Genomic DNA, 14815 nt, shown 5'->3' with positions numbered 1-14815 from the left:
ACTAATTATAATTATGATATTTTATCTAAAATTGTTAAAAAAAAGGTGAACAAAAAAACAAGCAGTTTTAAAAAAGTTAGAGTTATAAATTTTTTATATATAAAACAGCCTTTAGTGGAGTTTTGAAAATATTAGTACTATAGTTTTTTAAATCATCAAATTTGCCATATCCACAAGTTAGTCCTATGCCATTTACATTAGCATTTTTGGCTGCTTCTAGATCCATTATAGTATCACCAATCATAAAAATATTATTTTTTGATATGTTTTGATCCATAAAACTTAATGCCTTATTTATAGGCTCTGCATTTGGTTTTGGAAAAGTTACATCATCTCTTCCAATAATGACTTTAAAATACTCTCCAACACCAAGCTCATCAAGTAAAATTTTAGAATACAAAGAAGTTTTAGTAGTTACAACTCCTAAAATAGCAAATTTATTGGCTTCTAAAATAGCTTTTTTTGCAACTGGAAGTAATGTGGTAGTGTTTAAATAAGTTGATTTGTAATGTTTTTTGTATGATAGAACAAAATTATCAACCATATCTTTGTTAACATCTAGATTTTCAAACATAAACTCAAGTGGATGCCCAATCAAATTTAAAACTTTATCATCACCTGGATAAGATTTAGCATGAATATCAAAAGCATATTTAAAACCATCTAATATGGATTTTGTAGAATCAATAAGTGTCCCATCAAGATCAAATAATATAATTTTTTGCATATAAGAATAAAATAAAGAGCGCTATAAAAAGCACTCTTTGGGTTTTTAGAAATTATTTTCTAAATTTAGCATCAACTCTTCTGTTTTGCGCACGACCCTCTTTTGTTGCATTTGTAGCAAGTGGTTGAGTTTCGCCATAACCAACAGTAGTAATTCTATCTGCCTCTAAGCCTTGGTTAACCAATACGTTTTTAACACTATTAGCTCTTCTTTCTGATAGTTTTTGATTGTAGTTTGCATTACCTGTGCTATCGGTATGTCCTTCAAGCAATACTTTGTAATTATCAGTAGTATTTAGATAATCAGTTACCTTGTCAATCTCTTTTTTAGCTGCATCATTTACTTTTGCACTATCAAATGCAAAATGAACACCTAAATTTAATCTAATAACTTTTTCGCAACCAAACTCATCAACCACAACACCTGCTGGAGTGCCAGGACATTTATCTATGTTGTCAGGAACGCCATCGCCATCCTCATCGCCTATTGGAGCAACAACTACAGGAGCAACATTTTCTGCTCTCTTGCCAAAATCAACACCAAAGCCTAGGTTATAGAACATAAAATGATTACCGTGATCAAATGTTATAGCATCTCTTACTTCTAATTTTGTAGCAAAGTTATCTGTTACATAATATTTTAGACCTAAACCATATTGACCAAAGCCTGTATCAGCATCGCTTCCACCGCTAAAATCCATATATCCACCACCTAATAAGCCATATAGTTTAAAATTGTCATTAAAACTATAAATATCTTTAACGATGTTTAAAAAATAACTATTTAAATCGGGCTTATAAGAATCATCACCTTTAACTCTAAAATCGCTTACTCTATCATATCCAAGCTCAATTTGATCTAACCAAACATCATTTCCTAGATTTTTAGCTATTCTTGCGCCAAATGTGAATGAATTTTTAAGACCTGTATTTCCCTCAGGTAAAACTCCGCCAACTGTTGGAGTAAGCTCCCAGTGATAATCAGCATCATTTGCTAAAAGCGCAGTTGATGCACATAAACTAACTGCAAGTAATATTTTTTTCATATTTTTTCCTTCCTTTCAAAAATATATTTACAATTATAACATAAAAAATATAAATACTTTTTAAAGAATAATTTTTATCTCTTAGAAAATTGTGGGCTTCTTCTAGCTTTTCTTCTACCAAATTTCTTTCTTTCAACAACTCTACTATCTCTTGTTAAAAGTCCGGCAGGTTTTAATACTGCTCTAAAATCACCATCCATATCTGCTAAAGCTTTTGAAATACCATGTCTTACAGCTTCAGCTTGTGCATTATAACCACCGCCAGCTGCTACAGCTCTTATATCCATTGATTTTTCTTGTTTTGTTATAAGTAGTGGTTGAATAACCTTAAGTTTTGTAGCTTCAAGTCCACCAAGCCATGAATTTAAATCCATATCATTAACAGTTATTTTACCACTTCCTGGTTTAACCCACACTTTTGCTACTGCCATTTTCCTTTTGCCTGTTGCATAAACTGTTGCCATAATTATTTTCCTTCTTTATTTGCTTTATTTGTTTGTGCTGTGTGAGGATGCTCACTTCCTTCATAAACTTTAAGTTTTTTTATCATCTCTTTTCCAAGTTTTGTTTTTGGAAGCATTCCTCTAACTGCTAAGTTATAAAGTTTAACAGGATTTTTTTCTAAAAGTTCTGCAAATTTTTCGCTTTTTACGCTTCCAAAATATCCTGAATGCCTATGATAAAGTTTATCTTCACCCTTGTTTAGTCCTGTATAAACTGCTTTTGAAGCATTTATTATAACCACATAATCACCACAATCAACATTTGGAGTGTAACTTGGCTTATGTTTGCCTCTAAGTAAGGTAGCCACTTCTGTCAGCATTCTACCAAATCTTTTACCTGTTGCATCTATAACAATCCAATCGCGTTTAACCTCAGTAGGTTTTGTAATTTTTGTCATTTTTTTACCTTCATAAATTTTATAAAACGAGATTGTATTTAAAATATGCTTAAATATAGCTTAATTTAAGCAAAATTTAAACTTCTAAGAGTGAAATTTTATCTTTTAAGATATAAAATATAAAAGCTTTAACATTTTTATTTTTATAAAAATTTGAAACAATTTCTTTATACTCTAAAACTTGTATTTTATTTTCTTCTTCAAAGCCAACTGCACTCTTGTAATCAACTATATAAATTTCACTGTTTTTTATAGCTAAAAGATCAATTTGCTTTATTTCTCCTCTTGTCTTAAAAGGCTGTTCTTTTAAAATTTCAGCATCTTTTACAATATTTATAAAGTTTTTTTCTAAAAATAATTTTTTTAATCTATTTTTTATATCCTCAAAGTCATTTTCTTTTAGATATTTTGCAAATTTATTTTTTGATTTTGTTAGTGCAATATCTAAATTTTTTATATTAAAATCACTCATTTCAAGAGCGTAGTGAAAAGCCAAACCAAATTTGACAGAGTGGATATTTGGTATAGTTTCTTTTTTTATAGCTACTACTTTTTGAGGTTTTATTTTTACTAAATTTATACTCTTTTCCTCTTTTTTAGCATCTTTATTTTTATCTAGCTCGTAGTCCATTACTTCACCAAATTCAAAATCCTTTATATCTAAAAGTTTGTTATCTCCAAAATAACTATTTGAATTATTTGACTTTATTAAAATAAATGAATTTTTTGCTCTTGTGAATGCAACATAAAGCTTGTTTAAATCCTCTTCTTTGTCGAGATTTTTTGATTTTTGTATAAAATTTTTATAATCTTCATCTAAATATTCTCTATTTTTAACCCTATATTTTATCTGCCATTTTGAGTTTTCTACATCATATTCTTTTATGAAATTTGATATATCATTTCTATCTTTTTGAAATTTATCACACAAAATAACATGGTTGAACTGAAGACCTTTTGATTTAAAAACAGTTAGCAAATTTACACCAAAGCTATCACTAGAGGAAATATTTTTTTCATCTTTATTAAAGGCAAATTCTATAATGTTTTCATAGTTTTTTGACTCTTCTATAAAGTGTAAAATGTTTGCATTATCTGCATTTATCCCTAGTTTTTTAAGCAGATATAATATATTTTGGGTAGTTGATTTTTGTAAATTTAAGTTTAGTTTTTTAACTTCTATACCAAGAAGCTCTTCTGTGTTAAATTTATAAATTTCTTCATTTGTTATACAAAACTTAGCATATTCTAAAATAGCTCTTATTTTAGGAATAGAAAATAAATTTTGATTTCCTATACCATTTGCTTCAATTTTTTCTTGCTTTAAAAGAGATTTTAAAGTATCAATGTTGTCATTTTTCCAGCAAAGTATAGCGATATTTTCTTCTTTTACTCCCTTATTAAGTAGATTTTTAACCTCACTAACTGCACTTTCTAAGACATCATCGCTGCTTAAAACTTTTATATACCCATAATCATCATTTTCCACATCAAAAATATCAAAATTTTCAGGTTTTAAAATTTTAATATTTTTTCTTTCTTCTTTATTGTAGCTTTTAGATGGAATTTGATCTTTATAGCCCAAAACTTCATCAAAAGGTTTTTTAAAAATACTATTTACAAATTTAACTAAAGCTTTTTCACTTCTATAATTTCTATCGAGTTCTGATTTTTTTATTTGTTTAAAATCACTCATCAGTTTTTCAAAAAGTTCTTTTTTGCCACCACGAAACCTATAAATACTTTGTTTGATATCTCCAACATAAAAAAAACTTCCAATTCCACTTTGCCCAAGCCCTGAAACAATCTCTTCAATAAGAGGAAAAAGTATTTGATACTGCATAACATTTGTATCTTGAAACTCATCGATTAAAATATGCTCAACCCTTGCATCAAGCCTAAAATAAATCATATTTAAAATATCTTTTTGGCTAATTAGCTCATAAATTTTTGTGCTTAAATCATTAAAACTTAGTTTGTTTAATCTAACATTTATATCATCTTTTACTTGCAAATAAAGATTTAAAATTTTAAAAAATACAGTTATTTTATATTTTTCAAGCTCATTTAAAAACTCTTTTAAGCTTTTTCTAAGATCATCCCAAAGAACACCTAAATGTTCAGTATAAATTTTAGAATATGTTCTATAATTTAAAGTTTCCCTTCTTATGAGGTCATTTTTTACAACTTCATAAATAGGCTTATTTATTTGATTTTTTAAATTTTGTGCTTGATTTATTGTTGAGTTATGTTCTTTTAGAGCTGTTTTTGTCGAACCTTTTGGCGAAGCGTTATTAATGATATCATCGCAATATTTTTTTATTTGCGATTTGATATGTTTAAAATCATCTATTTTTTTATTAATATTTTCCTTTAAATTTTCTAAATTTTCATTGGCTGTATCTAATCCATCTATTTTTACTTTTCCAATTTCACTTGAAAGTTCATTTAATGAGTTTAAAAAATCATAACTACTACTTTTTGTATTTACTATAAAACTACTTATTTCATCAAGAAAAATTTGGTTTTTTGCGATTTTTTTTATAAACTCTTTATCTATAATCTGCCTTAAACTAGCATCATTGTTTTCTATCTCATAGTTTGGATTTATACCAAAATTTAGAGCAAACGATTTTAAAATAGTTGAAAAAAATGAATCAAATGTTGAAATTTTAATATCTGAGTTTAAAAGTCTTTCTTTTAAATCATCTCTTTTTTTTATAAGCTCATCTTCGCTTAGATTTAATATATTTAAAAGCTCCTCTTTTTCAGCTTCAAATTTTCGCTCTTTGCTTGGAGTATTTGGACTATATTTTTTTAAGCCTAAAAATGTCTCTATTATCCTATTTTCCATCTCGGCTGCAGCTTTTCTTGTAAAGGTTAGGGCTAGAATTTTATTTGGCATAACACCTTTAAAAATCAAAACTAAATACCTTATACTTAAAGCAAATGTTTTTCCGCTTCCAGCGCTTGCACTAAGTGCTTCGTATGTTTTAAAATCACTCATTTTTCACATCCGCAAAGTATATCATAAGCGCAATATTTACAACCTTCATTATTGCCAAAATCAAAAGGATTTTTAAACTTTTGCTTTAGCTCATCAATAACTGTTTGCAAATCACTAAGAGTTTTTTCACCATTTATAAATTCCATATTTTTTGTAGAAAAAAAGCAAGATTTTATATTATCTCCACCGCCTAAAAGAGCTTCATAGAAAGGAAGTTGTAAAGATTTAGCATCGGCATTTCCAGTCTTATAATCAATTACTAATTTATCACCATTATCACTTACATCGATTCTATCAATTCTACCTTTTATTTTTATACCGTTAAAATCAGTAATTTTTTCCTCTTCACCTTCTAAAAATTTCCAACCACTTTTTTCATGATCTTCCATCTTTTTAGCAAATTCTTTAAACTCTTTTAAAATTATATTTTTTTCAAGCTCATTTATGTTTAAATCTTTTGAATATTTTAAAAGATTTGATTTAAAAACTTCATAATCAAAAGTTTTATTTGCCTTATAGGTCCCTTCCAAAACTTTATGAATTAGCGTGCCTTTATCTTTATTATCAAGTTCTAAATTTACACCTTTTTCTTCTTTTATATTATAAATATATTTTATAGCATAGCATTTTGGACATCTTAAAAATAGATCAAGTCTTGAAAAAGAAAGAGGCTCTTTAAAAAAATCGTGCTCTAAAATAAAATTTCTTTTTAAATTTGGCTCATTTGTATCTTTATATAAATCTTTATAAATACTTAAATACTCTTCATCGCTAAAATAATCATCTTTTTTTAAATTAAAATTTTCAAAATCTTTTAAAAAAACAGAGGGTTTAAAATCATCATTTTCAAGATAACAAATAGCGACTTTTTTAGCATTTAAAATAAGTTTTTTGTAGTAAAATTTTTGCAAATTTAGTCTATCTTCATAGCTTATAAGTCCTGCTTTTTTTCTAATATTTGAGTTTAAAAACATCTCATTAACTGAAGCTTTTGGAACTAAGTTTTTATTAAACTCAGGTATTATAACTGCGTTAAATTCAAGTCCCCTACTTTCTAAAAGACCCATTACACTGACTTCACCACCACCAACATGATCGATTGATTTTGTATTTAAATAAAGCAAGAATATCTCACAAGCATCTTTTAAGGTTGGCAAACTTTGATCTATATAAATTTTTATTTCAAACAAAATTTCAAAAATTTGATCTTTTATCTCCTCTTTTGAATAATTTAAAATTTTATTTACAAAATACTCAAATTTTTCAAAATTTATATTTTTATTAAAATTTAACTTAAAGTCTTTATAAAACTCATTATCTATTTCTAGCTTGTTTAAAAAAAGATTTTTTGTTGTAAATTCTTTTTGCGATAAATAGTTTTCTTCTAAGCAAAGCTCTTCATCTTCTAAAATAGCTTCTATTATTGTTTTTAAAATTTGAACAAATAAAGTTTTATTTAATGGCTTTCCCATTGCAAAATTTAGCATATTGTTAAAATCATAACTTTTTAAAAGCTCACTAAAACTTTCATCTGGCAAAATAACAACTATGTTTTTAGGATCAATTCCCAAATTTACAAAGTATGATATTTTTTCAAAGATATAAAAACACTCCAAGCTTTTTGTCAAAAAACCACGATGAAGAATTTCATCTGGTTTGTTTGTATTTTTTTCAATTAAATTAAGCTTTAAATTTGATAAATCTAATTCACAAATTTTATCACTGAAATCATCAGGAATTTCTTCAATAAATTTTTTAATTATTTTTTTACTAACAAGCTCATTATCTTCTAAAATAAGTTTTATGGAGGTTAAATTTTTGATTTTATCTATAATATCAAGCTCAAAATCACTCAAAACTCCATCTACATAAATCTCAATACTATTAAAGCTTTTTATAAATTCTAAATTTATCTCATAATCATCACAAACTGTTATATCATCATAGGCATTTTTATAGTTTAATTCAGCTTTATAGTTATTTAGCAAATCTTCTAAAATATCTAAATGCTCATCATACTGAGCATAAATATCACTATTTTTAAGATCATTTATTGAAGTTTTTGTAATGGTAAGTTCTTTAAAAAACGAGAAAAGATAATCACTATTTTGTAAGAAATTTAAAGAGCTTATTTTTAGCTCTTTTTCAAGTTTTTTTGTATTTTTAACAGCTCTTTGCATGCAAAGAAGTCTATTTATATCTGAAATTTGAAATTTGTCTTTTACAAAAATAGATTTTTTAAAAAACTCATTTGTTGAAAGAGTTTTTGGGATTTTACCATCATCAAGAGAAGCTATGTAAGATTTAATACGCCTTGTGCTACTAAAAACTTTAAGATTTTGACTCATAAGCAATAAATTCCATTCTATAAAATCCTGTATCTTTTCCATCATTTAATTTTATATCCACTCTCCATCTGCCAACTTTTGGAACTTTAAAGCTATCAAGCTCTAAAATATTTCCATTAAATTTAGCATTTGGCAAGATATCAAATTTTGAAGTTTCGGGTCTTGTTATAAGAAGTTTAAAATTCAATTTATCGCTATTTTGTGTTTTTGGCAAAACGCTTATTTGTAAATTTATATCTTCATGCAAATCAAAGCTGTCTTTTACGAGTTTTACGCTGTATTTTTCATCAAATCTCTCTTGTGAAGCTTCTATTTCATTATAATTTCTATCGACATTTTCAATCGTGTCAAAATAGTAATTATCAATATGAACAGGGTTTTTAAGCGCCAGTATTACGGTGATTATACAAGATATCACAATTAAAGCAAATGCAATTAATATACCATAAGGCCAAAATGTTTTTTTATCATTTTTCTTCATGTTTCTTTATCCTTTTATAATAAAATCTACTTGCAATTACCAAAACTATCGATCCGTAGACAAAAAGTCTTATAAGATCTAAAATTATTCTATTTGTATTTCCAAAAGAATTTTCAAGCTTTACACTATATACTTTTGCTATTTTTTCTGCGCAATCCGCATAACCGTTTAAAAGTGCTGGATTAAAAGAATCTTTTCCTTTTTTTGTAGATACTAAAAGCGGGATAATTGTTCCTTTGTTGGGATACGGGCTTAAAACCGCGTCTTTGTCAAAATTCACATCAGTTACAATGTCGATTTTTTTATCATTTGTAGAAATAATTATAAAAGCATAAGGAGATTTTAAACTTTTTGAAATTTCATCTGAAATTTTATGTATATTTGAGCCGTTTAAGTCTTTAAAAGCCGCAACGCCTAAAAAAACTCCTGTTTTTTCAAAAAGCTCATCGCCAATAAGTTGCATTTGAGAAGTAGTGATACTTTCTAAAATTCCATCATTTTCAATAATTACATTATTATTTGCAAATAAATTATTCAAAAAAAAGGTGCAAAAAATTGCACCTATTATTAATTTTTTCACTTTTATCCTTAACCGATAAAAAGACTATTAGGCGTTAAAACCGCCCACGCGCTTATTATGGCTGTTATGATAAGCCCAACTAAAATTATAATTTCAAAAATTTTTGATGAACCGTTGTTACTTTGTGCCATTTTCAACCTCCATAACATCATTTGCAATTTTCATATTTGCTTTCATTGGAACGCTACTTACATCTTTTAAAACATAAGGTTCTTTTGCTACTTTTTGCTGCGTTTTAATGCCAAGTATAGTCAAAATCACAAGAATAGAGATAAGTAACACTGTGGCTATAAGCATACCTGTAACTCCGTGAATGCTAAAAACATTTCTATTTTTATTTTCGTTTTCCATGACTTTTCTCCTAATTATCTTTTGACAATGATATTACATACTCACCAACCGCTCTTTTTTGAACATCGGTTAGTCTTCCGTCATTAAATGCAGGCATTTCACCTATGAAACCTTGCTTTCCTTTATTTAATACATCAACCACGAAATCAGCTGAGCCGTATTTGGTAAGATCAGGCGCCATTCCTTCCATGCCTTTACCGTCTTCACCGTGACAAGCAGCACAAATCATCCAGCTTTCACTGCCTTGACTTACGCGGTTTGGATTTTTAGTATCATGCAAGGCTGATATATTTTTAGCCATAAACGCAGCTACTGAAATCACATCATCGCCTGTAACATTGTCTGCAGTCATCTCTCCAAGAGGATAGTTAAGTCCTTTTGAACCTTTTTTAATAACATCTATAATACCTGCTTCAGAACCCCAAATCGTAAGATCTGTTGCCACGCCATTAACACCATCACCTGTAATTCCATGGCAAGCAGAACACTCAACCAAAAATATCCCTTTTCCCATAGCAAATAAAGTATCTTTATCAGGACTTGCAAAAGTTTGTTCAAATTTTTGATTATATGCTTTTACTTCTTCATTATAAGCACCAATTTGAGAGTATGAGTTTAGTGGATAACCAAATAAAAAGTACCATATAGCCCAAACTAGCATTAGGATATAAGTAACAGCCCAGCCTATTGGTAAAGGATTTTTATATTCCTTTATACCATCATACTCAACGCCTTCTTTCAACTCTCCACTACTTTTTTCTGTTTTCATCTTGCGAACATAAAGCCCAACAACAGCAATAGTTGCAACAACCAAAACAATAGCAGCTATTATAGAGAGTAGATTTACATTATCTTCTAAGTTAAACCATTTCATTTTTTAGCTCCTTTTTTGCATTCATTATCTTTTGATGAGTTAGTTTCTATAATCTCATCATCAATACTATCATTAAGGGCTAAATTTCCATATTTTTCATAGTTTCTTCTACCTGTTTTTTCCGATCTTCTAAGATGGAAAAAATAAGCATAAAGCCCTATGCACAAGGATATTATTAAAACAACATATCCATAAGCTTGAAGTGTTCTCATAGTTTCTATACTCATCTTTTTTCCTTATTTTAAGCTATTTAAATATGCTATAAGAGCTACAATTTGTTTTATTTCACCACGCTCAAAAGCACTTTTAACCTCTTCATCTTCCATTTGATCAACTACAACTTTTGCCTCTTCCATAACAAGTGCTTGTGCTTCTTCCCAAGTACCAAGTTTTGGCATACCCTTTTGATCATAAGGAACATTGAAAGCTTTTTTGACCGTTAAAGCTTCAGCATAAGCTGTCTCAATATCAGCATTTTTCTTAAACATAAATTTATAATTAGGCATAATTGAGCCTGGAATCACTGATAAAGGATCTTTCATATGACGCTCATGCCATTTTGTAGTTTTATTCATCCTCCAAAGATCAGGTCCTGTTCTTTTTGATCCCCATAAAAATGGTCTATCATAAGCATATTCACCACTTTTTGAATAAGCACCGTATCTATCTGTTTCTGATTTAAACGGTCTTATAAGCTGTGAGTGACATGCATTACAGCTATTTGCTATGTAAATTTGACGACCTGAAAGCTCTAAAACACTGTAAGGCTTAGTATCCTTTAAAGGTCTTGCGCTATCGGCAAAACTTGGCAAAATTTCCACAACACCTGCGTAGGCTATTACTATAAATAGAAAAACCGCAAAAAAGAATGGATTTTTTTCTAACCAACTAAACATATTATCCTCCTTTTTTAAGCTGCCATTGGAGATGTGCTTTGTGGTTCTTTTTCAAGCACTCTACCTGAGCTAAATGTTTTAAACATATTATATGCAAACATGAAAAAGCCTAACAAATATAAAAATCCACCAACTGCTCTAATCCAGAAATATGGTTTAAGCGCATTAACAGTATCAATAAATGTATAAGCTAAACTTCCAAACTCGTTTGTTGCTCTCCACATCATACCTTGAGTAATACCTGCTATCCACATAGATGAGAAGAACATTACAAGACCTGTTGTTTGAATCCAAAATTGTGCTTCCATTAATGACTTTGAATAAAGCTCTTTTTTAAACATTCTAGGAACCATGTGATAAAGCGCTCCAACAGTCATAAAGCCAACCCAGCCAAGTGTTCCATCATGAACGTGTCCTGGAATCCAATCTGTAAAGTGAGCTAAAGCATTAACTGATTTAATAGAAAGAATTGGTCCCTCAAGTGTTGAGAACATATAGAATGTTGTTGCCAAAATCATAAATTTTATTAATGGATTTTCTCTTAATTGATTCCACTCACCTTTCATAGTTAAAAGTATATTAATACCTGAACCCCAAGAAGGCAAAATTAAAACAACAGAAAACACCGAACTTAATGTTTGAATCCAATCAGGAACAGTTGAATAAATAAGGTGGTGACCACCAGCCCATAAATAAACAAACATTAAACTCCAAAATGAAAATAGTGATAATTTATATGAGAAAACTGCTTGACCGCTCTCTTTTGGTAGAAAATAATAAACTTGAGCTAAAATTCCAACTGTAAAAACAAACGCAACAGCATTGTGTCCCCACCACCATTGAACCATAGCATCATTTGATCCAGCATACATAGAAACTGCATGCATCCAATCACCCATACCTGTTAAAAGTCTTGTAGGAATAGCCATATTATTAAACAAATAAAGCATAGCAATTCCTAAAAATGTTGCTATATAATACCACAATGAAATATAAAGAGTTTTTTCTCTTCTTATACCAATAAGTCCAAAAATGCTAACTCCCCATAAAACCCAAACGATAACAACCAAAATATCGATAGGCCATTGAAGCTCTGCATATTCTTTAGAACTTGTTATTCCTGCAAGTAGTGTAACAACAGCTAAAAGTATAACAATAACATATAAAATAAAATGAAGTTTTCCAATCATCATAAGAAATTTTGATTCTGCCATTGATACTTTTAAGACTCTTTGTCCTACATAATACCAGGTTGAAAAAATACCTGAAAGCATGAATCCATAAACAACTGCATTAGTATGAAGCGGTCTAAGTCTACCAAAGTTAGAAAACTCTCCTGCTATGTAGTTTAAGTCTGGATACACTAACTGAAAAGAGATAATTACTCCAACAAGCATACCTACAATTCCAAAGATTATGGTTGTAAATAAAAAACACTTTGAAATTGTGTAATCGTAATTTAATACATCACCAGGTCGCATTGCACCCTCCTATATAAATTGTATGTTAAACATAAATTAAACATAACTAAGTAATTATATTGTTATTTAGCTAGATTTATTCTTAAATTTAAAGAAAAAATCTAACTTTTTTATATTTTTTGTTAAAAATCTATTTTATATCCAAGCCCTGGAACATTTTTTATAACTTTTGCTCCGACCTTATCTCTTACTCTTTTTACAAAAGTTCTAATGGCTGCATCGCTTACATTTTCACTTCCCCAGATATTTTGTTTAATATCTTCATGTAAAACTAAAGTGCCAATCCTTTCAACTAAAAGTGAAACAAAAGCAAGCTCTTTTTTTGTTAAAGGAATTTCAACTCCATTTTTAGATAAGGCTTTTGTGGTTTGGTTAAACTCCAACCCATCACCAAATTTAACATCATTCAAAAGTCCTATTTTTCGCCTTACAATATCTTCAATAACCTTTAAAAGCTCATCCATATCAATCGGTTTTATTAAATACTTATCAATTCCTACATCTATCGCTTTTAAAAGCTTTTCTTTATCGCTAAAGGCGCTCAATGCAATAATTGGAGTATTACTTGAAATTTCTTTAATATTTTTTGCCATATCAAGACCGTTCATTATAGGCATTGCTATATCAGTTATTACAATATGAGGATTGTGTTTTTTAAATTTCTTAACACCCTCATCTCCATTTTTTGCCAAAATAATTTCTTCAAAAAGACCATCTAAAGCCTCAGCCATAGACTTTCTGATGCTATCTTCATCTTCAACTATTAAAATTCTAAGTTTTCCTAAATCACTCATTTTTTCTCCTTTTTTAGTGGTATTTCTATACAAAAATCAACTCCGTTTTTCAAATTTTTAACATATATATTTCCGTTCATATTTGTTACTATCATCTTGCACATATAAAGTCCTATACCAGTTCCTACACTTTTATGTTTTGTTGTAAAATATGGATCAAAAAGCTTATCCATAATACTATCTTTGATATTTTCACCATTATTGGAAATACTAACAAAAGCAAATTTGTCATTTTTATAAATTTTTATTTTAATTATTTTGTCTTTTGGATCTAAATTTTGCATAGCATCTTTTGCATTAGTTAAAATATTAATAATTACTTGAGAAAACTCAGCTTTAATTCCAGAGATTTTAACATCTTCATTTTTTAAAATTTCAACGCAAATTCCCTCTTTCTTAAAAGTGCCCTCAAGCATTCCAAGGCTCTTATCAATAGCCTCTTTTATGCTAAATTCCTCTTTTTCTTTATCTGATTTAAAAAAATTTCTAAAATCATCTATTGTATTTGACATATTTTTTATAACAGTTTTCGCATGTTCATAAGTATGGATAAATTTCTCTTCATCTTTTAGGTTTTGCTTCATCTTAAACAAATCAATTCCAAGTTCACTTAGCGGCTGACGCCATTGGTGAGCAATGTTTCCTATCATTTCACCCATACTTATAAGTCTTGCTTGTTGTGAAAGAAGACGGTTTTTTTCTTCATTTTTTAAAATTTCTTCTTTTACTCTGTTTTCTAAGCTTTTATTAAGCTCTAAAAGCTCTTTTGTTTGTTCTTTTACTTTTTCTTCTAATGATAAATTTAACTCTTTTAGTTCAATTCTTGTTGCCATAAGTCTTTCATTAAGTTCAATTACCTCTGTAACATCATGACGAATCGCAACAAATTCTTCAATATTTCCATTTTCATCTAAAATTGGGATAATAGTTGCATTTAGATAAAAAACAGAACCATCTTTTGCTAAATTTTTTATAATTCCTTTATAAACTTTTTTTGCCAAAATTGTTTTCCAAAGCCTTTTAAACACTTCGGGGCTAACATCTGGATGACGAACGATATTATGGTTTTGACCAATTAATTCATCTCTTGAGTATTTACTTATATTACAAAACTCGTCATTTACAAAAGTTATATATCCATGAATATCAGTTTTGGATACGATGTTACTAGCATCTATTGCGTTTTGATACTGTATTAAACGACTTTGATTTCTATCCATGATATTTAAAAATTTTCCTTATGTTTTATAAAACTGCAATTAAAATCTTACTAATATTGTTATTAATAACAACTTAAAATGTTATTATTTTTTTAAAAAAATTATATATT

The 14815-nt window shown here is 28.5% G+C and carries 16 protein-coding genes; all 16 read right to left on the bottom strand.

The window, feature by feature from the left end; translation table 11 throughout:
- Positions 1–82: 82 nt before the first annotated feature.
- The 16 genes from CURT_RS02740 to CURT_RS02670 all read right to left on the bottom strand — a co-directional run bounded on the left by CURT_RS02740 (position 83) and on the right by CURT_RS02670 (position 14705).
- Positions 83–727, bottom strand: coding sequence for an HAD family hydrolase (locus tag CURT_RS02740; protein WP_018713252.1), 645 nt, complete (start codon positions 725–727; stop codon positions 83–85).
- Between the two features lie 52 nt (positions 728–779).
- Positions 780–1772 carry an OmpA family protein gene (locus tag CURT_RS02735; RefSeq protein WP_018713251.1) on the bottom strand — a complete coding sequence of 331 codons (993 nt, stop codon included), beginning with the start codon at positions 1770–1772 and terminating at the stop codon, positions 780–782.
- A gap of 74 nt (positions 1773–1846) precedes the next feature.
- Positions 1847–2236 carry a 30S ribosomal protein S9 gene (rpsI, locus tag CURT_RS02730; protein ID WP_018713250.1) on the bottom strand — a complete coding sequence of 130 codons (390 nt, stop codon included), beginning with the start codon at positions 2234–2236 and terminating at the stop codon, positions 1847–1849.
- A 2-nt stretch (positions 2237–2238) separates the two neighbouring features.
- A complete protein-coding gene (rplM, locus tag CURT_RS02725; protein WP_016647329.1) occupies positions 2239–2673 on the bottom strand; it encodes a 50S ribosomal protein L13 in 435 nt (144 codons plus the stop codon).
- Between the two features lie 76 nt (positions 2674–2749).
- On the bottom strand, positions 2750–5680 hold the full coding sequence (locus tag CURT_RS02720) for a RecB-like helicase (protein WP_018713249.1): 2931 nt from the start codon (positions 5678–5680) through the stop codon (positions 2750–2752).
- Positions 5677–8070 (bottom strand): PD-(D/E)XK nuclease family protein, encoded by a 2394-nt coding sequence (locus CURT_RS02715; RefSeq protein WP_244848446.1) that lies wholly within the window; start codon positions 8068–8070, stop codon positions 5677–5679. Before CURT_RS02715 ends, CURT_RS02720 begins: the two co-directional genes overlap by 4 nt.
- Entirely contained in the window at positions 8012–8509 is a 498-nt protein-coding gene (locus CURT_RS02710) for a FixH family protein (protein WP_018713247.1), read from the bottom strand. The genes CURT_RS02715 and CURT_RS02710 overlap by 59 nt, the downstream gene beginning before the upstream one ends.
- A complete protein-coding gene (locus tag CURT_RS02705; protein WP_018713246.1) occupies positions 8496–9089 on the bottom strand; it encodes a hypothetical protein in 594 nt (197 codons plus the stop codon). The genes CURT_RS02710 and CURT_RS02705 overlap by 14 nt, the downstream gene beginning before the upstream one ends.
- Positions 9090–9097: 8 nt before the next feature.
- A complete protein-coding gene (locus CURT_RS09365; protein WP_018713245.1) occupies positions 9098–9220 on the bottom strand; it encodes a hypothetical protein in 123 nt (40 codons plus the stop codon).
- Positions 9207–9440, bottom strand: coding sequence for a DUF4006 family protein (locus CURT_RS02700; RefSeq protein ID WP_018713244.1), 234 nt, complete (start codon positions 9438–9440; stop codon positions 9207–9209). Before CURT_RS02700 ends, CURT_RS09365 begins: the two co-directional genes overlap by 14 nt.
- A 10-nt stretch (positions 9441–9450) precedes the next feature.
- Complete coding sequence (locus CURT_RS02695; protein WP_018713243.1) at positions 9451–10314, bottom strand: c-type cytochrome; 864 nt, start codon at positions 10312–10314, stop codon at positions 9451–9453.
- A complete protein-coding gene (locus CURT_RS02690) occupies positions 10311–10541 on the bottom strand; it encodes a cytochrome c oxidase, cbb3-type, CcoQ subunit (RefSeq protein WP_018713242.1) in 231 nt (76 codons plus the stop codon). The genes CURT_RS02695 and CURT_RS02690 overlap by 4 nt, the downstream gene beginning before the upstream one ends.
- A gap of 9 nt (positions 10542–10550) precedes the next feature.
- The gene (gene ccoO, locus CURT_RS02685) at positions 10551–11210 is read right to left on the bottom strand and encodes a cytochrome-c oxidase, cbb3-type subunit II (RefSeq protein WP_018713241.1); all 660 of its coding nucleotides are present in this window, start codon (positions 11208–11210) and stop codon (positions 10551–10553) included.
- A gap of 14 nt (positions 11211–11224) precedes the next feature.
- On the bottom strand, positions 11225–12691 hold the full coding sequence (ccoN, locus tag CURT_RS02680) for a cytochrome-c oxidase, cbb3-type subunit I (protein WP_018713240.1): 1467 nt from the start codon (positions 12689–12691) through the stop codon (positions 11225–11227).
- A 122-nt stretch (positions 12692–12813) separates the two neighbouring features.
- Complete coding sequence (locus CURT_RS02675; protein ID WP_018713239.1) at positions 12814–13485, bottom strand: response regulator transcription factor; 672 nt, start codon at positions 13483–13485, stop codon at positions 12814–12816.
- The gene (locus tag CURT_RS02670; RefSeq protein WP_018713238.1) at positions 13482–14705 is read right to left on the bottom strand and encodes a PAS domain-containing sensor histidine kinase; all 1224 of its coding nucleotides are present in this window, start codon (positions 14703–14705) and stop codon (positions 13482–13484) included. Before CURT_RS02670 ends, CURT_RS02675 begins: the two co-directional genes overlap by 4 nt.
- Positions 14706–14815 lie beyond the last annotated feature (110 nt).

Origin of the sequence: Campylobacter ureolyticus, from assembly GCF_013372225.1 — a bacterium.
Classification (GTDB): domain Bacteria; phylum Campylobacterota; class Campylobacteria; order Campylobacterales; family Campylobacteraceae; genus Campylobacter_B; species Campylobacter_B ureolyticus.
This window is presented reverse-complemented; position numbering and strand designations above follow the sequence as displayed.

What these genes read in the sequence shown, in the direction of transcription:
- CURT_RS02695 (WP_018713243.1), bottom strand. Translation starts at nt 10,314, where the DNA reads ATGAAATGGTTTAACTTAGAAGATAATGTAAATCTACTCTCTATAATA.
- ccoO (WP_018713241.1), bottom strand. Translation starts at nt 11,210, where the DNA reads ATGTTTAGTTGGTTAGAAAAAAATCCATTCTTTTTTGCGGTTTTTCTA.
- CURT_RS02690 (WP_018713242.1), bottom strand. Translation starts at nt 10,541, where the DNA reads ATGAGTATAGAAACTATGAGAACACTTCAAGCTTATGGATATGTTGTT.
- rpsI (WP_018713250.1), bottom strand. Translation starts at nt 2,236, where the DNA reads ATGGCAACAGTTTATGCAACAGGCAAAAGGAAAATGGCAGTAGCAAAA.
- rplM (WP_016647329.1), bottom strand. Translation starts at nt 2,673, where the DNA reads ATGACAAAAATTACAAAACCTACTGAGGTTAAACGCGATTGGATTGTT.
- ccoN (WP_018713240.1), bottom strand. Translation starts at nt 12,691, where the DNA reads ATGCGACCTGGTGATGTATTAAATTACGATTACACAATTTCAAAGTGT.
- CURT_RS02700 (WP_018713244.1), bottom strand. Translation starts at nt 9,440, where the DNA reads ATGGAAAACGAAAATAAAAATAGAAATGTTTTTAGCATTCACGGAGTT.
- CURT_RS02675 (WP_018713239.1), bottom strand. Translation starts at nt 13,485, where the DNA reads ATGAGTGATTTAGGAAAACTTAGAATTTTAATAGTTGAAGATGAAGAT.
- CURT_RS02715 (WP_244848446.1), bottom strand. Translation starts at nt 8,070, where the DNA reads ATGGAAAAGATACAGGATTTTATAGAATGGAATTTATTGCTTATGAGT.
- CURT_RS02710 (WP_018713247.1), bottom strand. Translation starts at nt 8,509, where the DNA reads ATGAAGAAAAATGATAAAAAAACATTTTGGCCTTATGGTATATTAATT.
- CURT_RS09365 (WP_018713245.1), bottom strand. Translation starts at nt 9,220, where the DNA reads ATGGCACAAAGTAACAACGGTTCATCAAAAATTTTTGAAATTATAATT.
- CURT_RS02670 (WP_018713238.1), bottom strand. Translation starts at nt 14,705, where the DNA reads ATGGATAGAAATCAAAGTCGTTTAATACAGTATCAAAACGCAATAGAT.
- CURT_RS02735 (WP_018713251.1), bottom strand. Translation starts at nt 1,772, where the DNA reads ATGAAAAAAATATTACTTGCAGTTAGTTTATGTGCATCAACTGCGCTT.
- CURT_RS02740 (WP_018713252.1), bottom strand. Translation starts at nt 727, where the DNA reads ATGCAAAAAATTATATTATTTGATCTTGATGGGACACTTATTGATTCT.
- CURT_RS02720 (WP_018713249.1), bottom strand. Translation starts at nt 5,680, where the DNA reads ATGAGTGATTTTAAAACATACGAAGCACTTAGTGCAAGCGCTGGAAGC.